The sequence below is a fragment of the Gammaproteobacteria bacterium genome, assembly GCA_029880545.1.
Classification (GTDB): Bacteria; Pseudomonadota; Gammaproteobacteria; order Acidiferrobacterales; family SZUA-150; genus JAOUOD01.
In genome coordinates this window covers 149433-161396 of record JAOUOD010000005.1, presented here as the reverse complement: position 1 = coordinate 161396, position 11964 = coordinate 149433, and the positions used below count along the sequence as shown (strand labels likewise).

General features: G+C 53.9%; 10 protein-coding genes and 2 pseudogenes. 3 read left to right on the top strand and 9 right to left on the bottom strand.

What is annotated here, in order from left to right:
- Positions 1–39: 39 nt before the first annotated feature.
- A complete protein-coding gene (locus OEZ10_07500; protein ID MDH5632824.1) occupies positions 40–1146 on the top strand; it encodes a quinone-dependent dihydroorotate dehydrogenase in 1107 nt (368 codons plus the stop codon).
- Positions 1147–1184: 38 nt separating this feature from the next.
- On the opposite strand, the gene OEZ10_07495 is transcribed toward OEZ10_07500, so the two are convergent.
- Complete coding sequence (locus OEZ10_07495; protein ID MDH5632823.1) at positions 1185–1787, bottom strand: class I SAM-dependent methyltransferase; 603 nt, start codon at positions 1785–1787, stop codon at positions 1185–1187.
- A 134-nt stretch (positions 1788–1921) separates the two neighbouring features.
- Here OEZ10_07495 and OEZ10_07490 point away from each other — a divergent pair, with 134 nt between their 5' ends.
- Entirely contained in the window at positions 1922–2266 is a 345-nt protein-coding gene (locus OEZ10_07490) for a phenylpyruvate tautomerase MIF-related protein (protein MDH5632822.1), read from the top strand.
- A 13-nt stretch (positions 2267–2279) separates the two neighbouring features.
- On the opposite strand, the gene OEZ10_07485 is transcribed toward OEZ10_07490, so the two are convergent.
- The 6 genes and pseudogenes from OEZ10_07485 to OEZ10_07460 all read right to left on the bottom strand — a co-directional run bounded on the left by OEZ10_07485 (position 2280) and on the right by OEZ10_07460 (position 8606).
- Complete coding sequence (locus OEZ10_07485; GenBank protein ID MDH5632821.1) at positions 2280–3830, bottom strand: diguanylate cyclase; 1551 nt, start codon at positions 3828–3830, stop codon at positions 2280–2282.
- Between the two features lie 26 nt (positions 3831–3856).
- A complete protein-coding gene (locus OEZ10_07480) occupies positions 3857–4699 on the bottom strand; it encodes a substrate-binding domain-containing protein (GenBank protein MDH5632820.1) in 843 nt (280 codons plus the stop codon).
- Between the two features lie 195 nt (positions 4700–4894).
- A complete protein-coding gene (locus OEZ10_07475) occupies positions 4895–6013 on the bottom strand; it encodes a DegT/DnrJ/EryC1/StrS family aminotransferase (protein ID MDH5632819.1) in 1119 nt (372 codons plus the stop codon).
- Positions 6010–6951, bottom strand: a complete 942-nt coding sequence (locus OEZ10_07470; GenBank protein ID MDH5632818.1) for a Gfo/Idh/MocA family oxidoreductase — start codon at positions 6949–6951, stop codon at positions 6010–6012. Before OEZ10_07470 ends, OEZ10_07475 begins: the two co-directional genes overlap by 4 nt.
- A gap of 248 nt (positions 6952–7199) precedes the next feature.
- Positions 7200–7721, bottom strand: a pseudogene (locus OEZ10_07465) (hypothetical protein).
- A gap of 84 nt (positions 7722–7805) precedes the next feature.
- Positions 7806–8606 (bottom strand): annotated as a pseudogene (locus tag OEZ10_07460) (GAF domain-containing protein).
- A gap of 520 nt (positions 8607–9126) precedes the next feature.
- Here OEZ10_07460 and OEZ10_07455 point away from each other — a divergent pair.
- Positions 9127–9960 carry an SDR family NAD(P)-dependent oxidoreductase gene (locus tag OEZ10_07455; GenBank protein ID MDH5632817.1) on the top strand — a complete coding sequence of 278 codons (834 nt, stop codon included), beginning with the start codon at positions 9127–9129 and terminating at the stop codon, positions 9958–9960.
- Positions 9961–10359: 399 nt separating this feature from the next.
- Here OEZ10_07455 and OEZ10_07450 read toward each other — a convergent pair whose 3' ends face one another.
- The gene (locus OEZ10_07450; protein MDH5632816.1) at positions 10360–11598 is read right to left on the bottom strand and encodes an MFS transporter; all 1239 of its coding nucleotides are present in this window, start codon (positions 11596–11598) and stop codon (positions 10360–10362) included.
- 68 nt (positions 11599–11666) lie between these two features.
- Positions 11667–11906: a (2Fe-2S)-binding protein gene (locus OEZ10_07445; GenBank protein ID MDH5632815.1), complete on the bottom strand. Its 240-nt coding sequence runs from the start codon at positions 11904–11906 to the stop codon at positions 11667–11669.
- Between the last annotated feature and the right edge of the window lie 58 nt (positions 11907–11964).

Genomic DNA, 11964 nt, shown 5'->3' with positions numbered 1-11964 from the left:
TGATGCAGGGCCGATTTGACCTTTGAATGAGCTTTACTCGTGTACAAACGACTGATCCGACCGCTGTTATTTCTGCTGCACCCTGAAATCGCACACAAGCTGATCCTGCGCGGCTTGCGCATGCTTTACCTTATTCCCGGTATTGGCTGGATTGTTCGCTTGTTTAGCGGCAATTTTGTCACCAGGCTGCCGGTCGAACTGCTGGATCGCCGCTTTCCCAACCCGGTCGGCCTGGCCGCCGGTCTCGACAAGGATGCCAGTTGCCCGCAGGCGTTTGCCGACATGGGTTTTGGCTGGGTGGAGCTGGGAACCGTGACCCCGGAAAAACAAAAAGGCAACCCGGGCAAACGCCTGTTCCGTTACCCGAATGAAGCCGCCATTATCAATCGAATGGGTTTTCCCAGTATTGGCGTTGACCGGTTCCTGCGTCGGCTGCAACACAACCCTCGCCGCGGCATTACCGGCATCAATATTGGCAAGAATCGCAATACCAGCCTGTCCAACGCGGTCGACGATTACCTGACCGCCATGCGTGCGGTCTACCCCTATGCCGATTATATTGCGGTCAATATTTCCTCTCCCAATACCTCCGGCTTGCGTGACCTGCAAAATGCTCAGCACCTGGAAAACCTGCTGGAGTCGCTGAAGAACGAGCAAGTCATGATGACCCGCACGCGTAGCCACTACGTGCCACTGGCTTTGAAGATTGCACCGGATCTCGATGACGACAGCATAAAAACCATTGCTGAACTGGTACTGAAACACAAATGGGATGCCGTTATTGCGACCAATACCACGATCACTCGACCGGGCATGGATGACTACATCGGTCTTCCCGATGAAGGCGGGCTCAGTGGTACACCGTTGAAGGACCTGTCAACATCCGTCATTCGCAGACTCTACAACCAGCTACAGGGCAAGGTGCCCATCATCGGCGCCGGTGGCGTAACCGATGCCAATGATGCCTGGGAGAAACTCGTGGCCGGGGCTGACCTAATCCAGGTATATACCGGCTTTATCTATGAAGGCCCTGCAATCGTACGACGCATCGTTCGCGGCCTGGACCGTCGTGTACGCACCGGCGGCTTCAACAACCTGCAGGATGCACTGGAGAAAGCCCGCAGCGGTATTCATCTGATGCGCTAGCATTATGAGCGCCAGGCGATACCCGCGACAAGGTTGCTCTATCGCCTGCGCCACCAGATAGACTGGTTGTTGGCTGGCATCGATCGATCTTCGACGAACTCAAGCCCGGCAATGCCTGCCAGATCATTGATCGTCTCGAACTCGCGTATCCCGCTCAACGGATCACGATCCTTGAGCCACTGATCAAAATTCTCGTTGCTGGGTTCAAGCGGCCTGTCGCGATAGCGGTACGGACCATAAACATAGAACACCCCGCCCGGCCGCAAACTTCGGCCGGCGCCGGCAATCAGCGCCTGCACCAGCTCCCAGGAAACAATATGAATGGTGTTGATACAGACAACGGCATCATAGCGTTGTTCCGGCCACGCATACCGTGACAAGTCCAGCTCCATGGCCGGCAAAACATTGGCTGAATTCTCGTGCTCACGCCAGGCATCAATGCTGTCAAGATTATCGACTCTATCTGACGGCTGCCACTGCAGACCGGGAAACACTGGTGCAAACCACACCGCGTGTTGACCGGTACCGCTACCCACTTCAAGCACACTGCCTGACGCAGGCAATGCATTGCGTAGCACCTCGAGTATCGGTTCCCGGTTGCGGTCACAAGCCGGGGCATAACGACGCTTATCATTATTCATTTCACAAACCTTGCCTGTCAGCAAACAGCGCATGACACCTGTCACGCAAACACCTGATCATGTACCAGCCCAAAGTTGGCGACCACACTCCAACATGGTAAATACTCTGAGATCACATTACCGAGGAGGCCTTCATGCCATATTTATCCATACAAACCAATACGGGACTGAATGAATCAGACAAGCCCGCGCTGCTGAAACAGGCATCTGCACTGGTAGCCCAGGCACTGGGCAAGCCGGAGCAATATGTCATGGTCGCCATCGAGCCGCAAAAACCCATGTGTTTTGCCGGAACCGACGCACCTTGCGCCTATCTCGAACTGAAGTCCATCGGCTTGCCGGGTTCCCGTACCACCGAGTTATCAGCGATCCTCGCGGAATTTATGGAGTCCGCTACCGGTATTGACAAAGGAAGGATATACACAGAATTTTCCGACGCGCCCCGGGCGTTCTGGGGCTGGAACGGTAGCACCTTCTGACTGCTCGGCCGCGTTATCCGGAAGTGACTGCTGCAACCCTGTTTCGACCGCGCGCCTTGGCCTCATACAACGCCCGGTCCACGTCCGCCAGGACTTCATTAAGTGTATCCGGCGCCGCCCCTTCCGGCGCCGCCCCCACTCCAATACTTACAGTCAGGTTTACCAGGCCGGATTTGTGATCCAGTGGCGAGCTTTCAAGAGACTTGCGAATTTTTTCCGCCAACACCATACCGCCTTCATAGTCGCCGATACTGAGGATCAGGAATTCCTCTCCACCCATGCGAAAGATAAAATCACTGGATCGGCAACACATCTGCATAATGTGCGAGAAATGACGCAGGCATTCATCACCCAGCAAATGGCCATACCGATCATTAATGTTCTTGAACTTGTCAAGGTCGGCAAGAATTACCACCAGCTGTTTATTGTTGCGTCGAGATTCAGACAACAGCTTGGGAAACAAATCATACAAATGGCGCCGGTTAAACAGGCCGGTCAGCACATCGGTTGATGCCTGTTCGGCAAGCTGCTCGTTCTTGGTTTCAATTTCCTTTTGTTGTGATTCAAGGCTTTGCACCATTTCCGAGAACCGGTTATTCAGCTGACTGATTTCGTCCGAAAAAGGCAGCTTCTCGATTCGGGGAAAGTCTCCGCTTTCGACCTGCTGCATCTTGTGCAACAGGTTCCGCAAGGGACTGCGGAAGTTTCGCAGCATCAGAAACCCGGAAAACAGGATTGCCAGCGATCCGGCGAGTACACCGCCAAGAAGAAGGTACCCGTTTTTTGCCAACGCGTTGGTGAGCTTGTATTCATCCAGGCCAAACCACAGCAACAAGCCTTTGGCGCCTTCATCAAGAATAATGGGCTGGGCGCGATACTTCTCCGACCCCGCCATGATCATGCCGTCTGTCACCGAAAAACTGCTGCCCGGTTGCAGCTGTTTCCGGGTGGTCCATACCAGTTCGCTCCTGTTTACAAGAAAAAGATGTCCTCCGCTTTCCCTTGCAACCTGGGTCATCCATTCCTTGTCCAGATCCCGTACCAGAATGAAGTTGCCAAGAAACTCCTTCTGATAATAAACCGGTGCGACTGACACAATGTGAATCACGTCATGATGCAGAATAAAGAAACTGCTGCGCGTCGGTGTAGTGAAATCAATTTTATCCCTGATTACCGCGGAAAAGTCCTTGCGCTTTTCCGGCAACAGCTGCTTGCCCTTGCGTGATATGGCCATGGCATGACCGACAGGCAACCAGCCAAATTTCCGGGAGAACAGCGTCTGCAATGGCTCCGGCGAACTGCCAATGGACACGACAATAAACATGTATTCCGACAATTCAATACTGTTGCGGATCATCTCGACATGCTGGTCGAGTGCACGGGATTCCAGTGCGACGTTACTGCTCACCTGGCTGGCCAGGCGTTCAAGACTGTTTTGTGCCTGCTCGACAATGGCACTGCGACTGATCTGGTAATTGACCAGCAAGACTGTCACCAGGAATACCAGCAACAGCACCATGTAAAAAACGAGTCGTCTATGATATGTGCCAAGAATCGAAATCACGATTCCACCAGTATCTGCTTTCCCGATCAATGTAACGGCTGCAAGCTGTATTGCCTGGCCAACTTCCTGAAACTTTCACCTGCCTGAACTTCATGAATAATCTGCATAACATCCTTGCCAGGCTGTTTGACTGTCACCACACCCAGTTGCCGGAAAAACGGATAACGCTTCTTCTTCATGTTTTCGGTGCTGGCCTCGATCCCGCCAATTTTCACTGCCTTGACCCGGCTGTCGCTGCCAAAGTCCCAGGTGGAACCGGTATGACCTATGGCATTGGCAAAATCCGTGACCCGCGCCACCATTTCTGCGGCGCTTTTGACGTTGACGCGATCCTTGCTGAAATGCTCCTCACCCGGCAGGATTGTTTTCCAGTGCCCGGGATTGTGTTTGCAATGCAGACGGGTGATCACGGCAACCGGTTTGTCCGGCCCGCCTACCTGTTTCCAGTTACGAATCTTGCCACTGAACAGGCCGCGCACCTGGTCAACGGACAGATCATTTACCGGGTTGGACTTGTTCACAAGAATAAGAATCGGTTCGTTGGCAATCGGGTGCTGGACCAGGCCTTCTTTTTCAAGAATCTCCTTTTTTGTATCACAGCACACCAGGCCAAAGGTCTCATGACCAGGACGACTTTCCTTGGCCACATCAATGCCCGCCTTGCAGCCTGCACCAAGCATGGACTTTCGACCGAACAGGGTAAGCTCGCGCCCGGTTTTCTGTTCCAGTTCAGATTCAAGCGCCTCGAACACTACCCAGGAAAAATGCGCGCCACCGCCCCGAATCGGCTGACTTGTACTGTCACCCGCATTTGCCAGCCCCGCCAGCAGCAGGGCGAACGCCCCCGCGACCGCAAAATTCGTCGACACCCCCATAACCCCTCCTCCGCGAAATTATCCAGCCATGGCCGCCTGATCCAGCACGGATTATCTGGACTATATACTAACTTGTTGATTTTTCAGGAAGGAAGATCGTGCCTCTTCCCCCTCTTCTAGAGAATAGTCGCTAGGCAGGAAATGTCACTGAATTCCCCGAAATCCATTTCAGGGTCAATTTTCGGGTTTTTACCCGGATACCGCGTCCACAACCAGGTCACATACATATTGTATATGGTCCTTGGGCATATCCGGATAAATCGGTAACGACAGCGCTTCCGTAGACGCCTTTTCGGCAACAGGCAGGTCTCCCGGCTTGTATCCAAGAGGCTTGTACACTTCCTGCAAATGTAACGGCAACGGGTAACACAGGGATGAACCCACTTTTGCATTGGTCAGGCGCTCGCGCACCTGGTCACGATTATTGATGCGAATAGTGAAAAGGTTATAGGCATGGCCTATGCCTTCCTTGATAGCCGGCACCGCTATAGCCACATCTTTAAGCCGCTCAGTATACATGGCTGCGACGCGACGACGCCCGGCGAGCGCCACGTCCATGGACCGGAGCTTGATTCGCAACAATGCTGCCTGGATTTCATCCAACCGGCTGTTGGTGCCAATCTCGTCGTGCATAAAGGGCGCAGTCGCGCCGTGGTTGCGCAGCTTGCGAATATGGGCATCAATCTCTTCGTTATTGGTGGAGATCAAACCGCCGTCACCGTAACAACCGAGAACCTTGGTCGGGTAAAAACTGAAACTGCCGGCATCACCCCAGGCGCCGACTCGCTTCTGGCCATCGCTCGCACCAAATGCCTGGGCACAATCTTCAACAATACGCAGGCCATGGTCGCTGGCAATACTGCCGAGTGCATCCATGTTTACCGGCTGACCAAATATATGCACAGGGATAATGGCTCGCGTCTTGCCGGTAATCTTCGAACGAACACTGTCCGGGTCCAGGCAGAAACTGTCATAGTCGATATCGGCAAAAACCGGTGTTGCACCAACCATGTTGACCGCTTCGGCACTGGCAAAGAATGTATAAGGCGAAGTAATCACTTCATCGCCCGGACCAACGCCCAGTGCGCGCAGCGACAACACCAGTGCATCGGTACCGTTAGCAACACTGATGGTAGATTTAACACCAAGATATTCCGCAGCCTCCCTTTCAAAAGCACTGACGTTCTCGCCAAGAATGAACGCGCCCTTGCTGCCAACTTCGCGAATCATGGCGAACCACTCTTCTTCAAGACTGCTAAATTCCTTTGTCAGATCGAGAAAGGGAACAGAGGTGATTTCTTTACTCATAAACCAATAGACTCCTTAATCTTGAATGCCATGCGCAAGGCCTCAAGACCTGTACGTCCGTCCACCAGTGGTGGGCGCTTGTTTCGGACTGCATCAATAAAATCGGCCAGTTCCGCATCCAGTGGCGGTTGCGGTTCGATATCCAGTTTTTCCTGGGTAATGGAAGGGCGTCCGGTTTCCGGATCAATGTCCCCGGCAGTAACCACTTCCAGGCGCTGCTCGGCAAAGTCGAGGCTGTAGTACTGCTTGCTGCCAAATACGCGGATACGACGAAAACGCTTGTTGGATACGCGACTTGCGGTGACATTGGCAACCGCCCCGCCCTCAAACTCAATTCGCGCATTGGCGATATCAATATGATCGGTCAAAACATGGGCGCCGGATGCATCCACCTTCACTGCCGGAACACCCATCAGTGCGCCAACAATATCAATATCATGGATCATCAGGTCGGTAATGACGTCCACATCCGTGGCACGCTCGACAAAAGTACCCAGGCGATGCACCTCGATAAAACTTGGCTTGCCCTGCATGCGATCAATCAGTGCACGCAAACCGGAATTGTAGCGCTCAAGATGGCCCACCTGGAAGATACAGCCGGCCTTTTCCGCCAGCGCCACCAGTTGCTCGCCTTCCTCAACCGTCGTGGCAATGGGTTTCTCCATCAGCATGTGTATACCGCGCTCAAGAAACGGGCGCGCCACGTCCAGGTGGTAGCTTGTAGGCACCACGATATTGACTGCATCGACCTTGTCGAGCAGATCCCGAAAGTCCGTGTAGGCCCGGGTGTTGTATTCAGCAGCGATGGATTCGGCCACGGCAGCATCGCTGTCCACAACACCTACCAGGTCCACTCCCTCCATTTCCGAATAAATCCGGGCATGGAACTTTCCAAGGTAGCCGACTCCGACCACCCCAACGCGCAACTTGTCGCTCATGAGATTACTTGATCCTTCCCACAGGGATTGTCTTGAGGCCGGCCGATGACAGGCGAATGCCGGCAGCCGGTTGCGGCGGGATTATACTCTCGGAGCGTGCCGGGACAAAATCGTCGCCTGAATTAGCGGTCGGAATCGATCAGCCGGTGGGCACCGGAATCTACAAATACCCGGAAAAGATCGCCATCCACTTTGCCAGCGCCGGCTTCCGCTGCCAGTATATCCAGTGCTCGTTCAGGTGACAGCGATTTCTTGTATGGCCGGTCAGAGGCCGTCAGCGCATCGTAAATATCGGAAATAGTCATCATTCGTGTCTGGATCGGAATCTCGTCACCACTCAGCCCCAACGGGTAACCGGTGCCGTCCAGTTTCTCGTGGTGACCGTAGGCAATATGGGGCAGTTTCGACAGGTTCCGCGTCCACGGAATCAGGCTGAGGAAGGCAAAAGTGTGGGTCACATGGGACTCGATCTCCAGGCGCTCTTCCTCGTTCAAGCTGCCCTTTGCAAGCGCGAGGCAGGCAAATTCGAAATCATCCAGCAACCGCGTGGTCCTGCCGTCGACATTTCGAAACCGGTATTTCGCCACTTCTTGCAACTCGTCGCTTGCCAAGGTATCGGATACTGCGGGTTCGTTTGCGTGCAGCACCACTTCGAGGAATCGGTCAAGTCTCTGCCCTTCTTGCTTCAGCAGTTGCTCAATTTGCTCACGCTCCTCAGCCACCTGGTCGGGGTGTTCGGCCCGCTCGTACAGCCCGATAATTCGTGACATCGACTCCCGCTCGAAGCTGGTCCGCGCCAGCAGGAAACGCTGCTTGAGTACTTCCATTTCAAACGGGTAGAGCTTGTGAGATTTCACCAGCACATTTTCGCGCACGCCAACCTTGCCGAAATCATGTAGCAGCGATGCAAACCGGATCTCGCGAAGTTCTTCCCGGTCAAAGCGAATATCGCGATAAATTCGGCTATCGGACCGGTCCACGGCCCTGGCCAGGCGATCCGTAAACTCGGCAACACGAAATGAATGACCGGCCGTAGTAGGATCCCGTGCTTCGATAGCCTGCACCGACGCCTTGATAAATCCTTCGAACAGGTTCTCGATATCCGAATAGAGAATGCTGTTTTCCAGGGCTGATCCCGCCTGGCCGGCGAGCGCCTGGGCAATGCGAATATCCGGCTCACCAAATGACACGACGAACGCATCACAATCCCCGGCGGTAGCCAGCCGGGCATCAGGCTCTCGTTTGCGATTAATCAGCTGCAACACACCAACCACATCACCGGCCTTGTTACGCATGGGCAAAGTGAGCATGGAGCGCGTATGGTAATTAATGCTGCGATCCGACGCCGGGTTAAACGTGTAAGGTGCTGATTCGGGAATATCGTAGGCATCGTCCAGCAAAACCGGCTCACCGGTTTGTGCGACGTAGCCGGCAATACTCTTGTCGCCTACCAGAGTCTTTTGTGCCTCCGCCTTTGTATCAGTAGATGCATTGCGCCATAACCGGAAATACAACTTTCCGTTCTTGTCGCGTGTATAGATGGATGCGCCATCGGCATTAAGCAATTTTTGTGCATGATCGAGAATCAGGTCAAACAACCTGTCCAGGTTCTTTTCCGATGCCAACGCCCGGCCTACCTCGAGAATATCATCCATCATCTCCGCGATATGCTGTTGATCACGAATCCGGTCCAGTGCCGACTTGATTACCAGCAACTGCTGATCGGTGGCGTCGGCTTCATTGATACGTCCATGAAAGCGCGGGTGATCCATCAGCTCAGGCGGCAAAACCTGGCCTGACCTGGCCCAGAAGATAATCAATGGGTACGGTACAACCCAGTCTTCCAGCCAAGGGCGGCCTTGTTCATAGCCCACAATAACCAATGCCGGCTCCGCGCCGGAAAACACTTTCGCGGCAGTCAACGAGCACAACTGATGTTCGCCAATGCGCAAGGCTATCCAGTCGTTTAGTCCCGGACACCTTTCTCTTACCTGATCTGACAGATATACGGTTTTTTTCATGTTTTCGGGCTATCCCCATCCCCGGTTCATCCATTATACATAAACCGGCATTGACGACGAGCTGTTGTGCACTGCAGTCAGTACGACACAACGGGAGATGTATCCATGCGCCAGTTTGGTTAAACTGCCGCCAGGCACATTTCGCGAGACCATCATGATTCAACATGCTGTATTGATAACCGGCTGCTCCAGCGGCATCGGTTTATGTCTGGCCAATGGTCTGCGTGACCACGGCTTCCGTGTTATCGCCAGTGCACGCAAACAGGAGGACGTGGCCATGCTGAAATCGCTGGGTCACGAAGCCGTGCAACTGGACCTGGCTGACAGCCATTCAATTCGCAGCGCGGTTGAGACGGTTCTTGAGCTCACCGGTGGCAAACTTTATGGACTGGTTAATAACGGCGCCTATGGCCAACCGGGGGCCGTGGAAGACCTGCGCCGGGAAGTGCTGCGTGAGCAATTCGAGACCAACCTGTTTGGCACCCAGGAGCTGACCAATCTGCTCTTGCCGGTAATGCGCGAGCAAGGCGAAGGCCGCATTATCCAGATCAGCTCGGTGCTGGGAATTGTCTGCCTTGCCTACCGCGGCGCCTACAACGCCACCAAGTTTGCCCTGGAAGCCCTGTCTGACACCATGCGACTGGAACTCAGGGGCAGCGGTGTACATATCAGCCTGGTCGAACCCGGCCCCATTGTCAGCAAGTTTCGCGACAACGCTTACGCCATGTACAAAAAGAACATCGTCCCGGATAGCAGCGCGCACAAGGCACGCTATCTTGCCATGGAACAAAGACTGGAAGGACGGGCCGGCAGAATGCCGTTTACCTTGCCACCGGAGGCCTGCCTGGAGAAAACGCTTCACGCATTAAAGGCAAAAAAACCGCGTATACGATACCCGGTCACCTTCCCGACCTACCTGTTCCATGCGCTACGCCGGTTGTTGCCGGCATTCATGCTGGACTGGGTGGCCTGGAAGGTGAGCGATTAACAGCCCTTTAAACCGGGGCTGTTAAAACATTCTGATCAACCTGACCCGATCCAGGTTGCCGCCGCGAACGCCAGCGGCGACTGGCAGCAGCCATCGTATACTCATAGTGGTGCTACCGGACCGGCTGCCACAACCGGTTGCAGAATCGGCCAAAAATAATCATTAGCCGGCCGAACAATTTGACGATCTGCCCCATATTCAGGCTTTCCATACCCGGCTACCTATGGCACCAGCTCCTGTTATCAACAGGTATGTGGCAACAAGCCTTCGACCAGTAACCATTTCCCGGTCCAGGTATGTATATAATGATAGCAATCAGATTCACTGATACTTTAGCAGGAGGCTGAACAATTCGTTTATTCGCTGTTTATTCAATGATCCAGCAAACATTGTGATGCATTATTGGTGACTGTTGTCTGCCCGCGGATTCATTCCGATTATTTCAGGACTGGTACGGGTAACCGATACAAATCCTTCCTGGGCCTCTTCAGGAATCGGCTCTCCTGCCAAATGACGATAAATTGCGAACAGCGCCAACAGCAAGAACACTAGCGAGAAGCACAGCATCAAGGACCCATCGCCCATCTGTTGCATCATGACGCCGGCCACGACAGGACCCAGAGCCGCCCCGGTTCCATTCAGCAGCAACAGGCTTCGTGTCACATCAAGCACCTGGTCGGCGGTTACCTGGTCCTGGGTATGCGCCACTGAAAGCGAGTAGACAGAAAACGAAACGCCTCCGTATAACAGGACAATACCAAGAAACAACGGCTGGATTGCGGGCGTCACCAGGAAAGCAACGCCAGCTACCAGCGCTGACACTATGGAAACTACCGTCAACACAGAGCGCCTGTCGTGCAGGTCAGATTGATGGCCGATCGGGTACTGCAACAATACTCCGCCAAACACGATAGCGCTGATAAATATGGCGATACCGCTGCTGTCGAAACCCATGCCGCGCGCATACAGTGCCCCCATTCCCCAGAATGCACCGCTGGCCAGACCTGAACAGAATGCGCCCGCCGCACCCAATGGCGATGCCTTGACCAGCTTTCGAAGCATCATCCTGGGAACTGAAACGTTAACTGGCTGACTTAGGCGCGTGACCGCAACAGGGACCAGGGACAGAATGAAAAATATCGCGCCGAGCGCGAAACTCGCGAGCTCAGACGGACCGTAAAGCAGCAGGAAATACTGGCCCGCACCCAGAGAAGCGAGCGTGATCATCATGTATACGGAAAAGATGCGGCCGCGCTTGGGATGCTCCTTGATCATGCTGTTGAGCCAGCTTTCGATGATCATGTACAGACCCATGACACAGACGCCACTGATGATGCGCAACCACCACCAGACAAAGGCATCGATGATGAGCCCGTGGAGAATCATGGCAACCGCAGCGATCGCGGCAAAAACTGAATACGCCCGTATATAACCGACACTGCGAACAAGGCGTGGGCACAGGTAGGCGCCAATGATGTAGCCAACGAAGAACGCCGACATCACGATACCGGTAACAGTATTGGAGAAACCTTCCAGGCCGGCACGAAGACCTATGACGGTTCCCAATAACCCGGAGCCGAGCAGAAGAATGCAAATTGCAAGCAACAGCGAATAGACGGACAAGACAGCGTTCAGCATGGGTTATGATCGCATACCAGGACAAACTCTAGCCAGAGATATTGGCCGGCCCCCGGGCGGACAGCCCTTCAATCCTCATCCTCCTTGACCTCGCCTGATCCCCAAATACATTCAATCAGGCGCTCCACCTGTTTTGTACAACAACCGATACCCAGTGTGGCATAGGTCTGCTTCCTGACTTCTTCAACAGTATTCGCGCCACCGGCAATGGCATTAATAATGTCCATCTTTACCACGTCATTACAAACACAAAGATTTTTGTCCAGGCAGGTTCTGAGCAAGCGCGGAAGCTTATCGACAGGATTCATGACCGTTCTGGTGTTCGTCGAGTACGTATAGTCGCCGGATCATTAGCAGGTAAAAAAC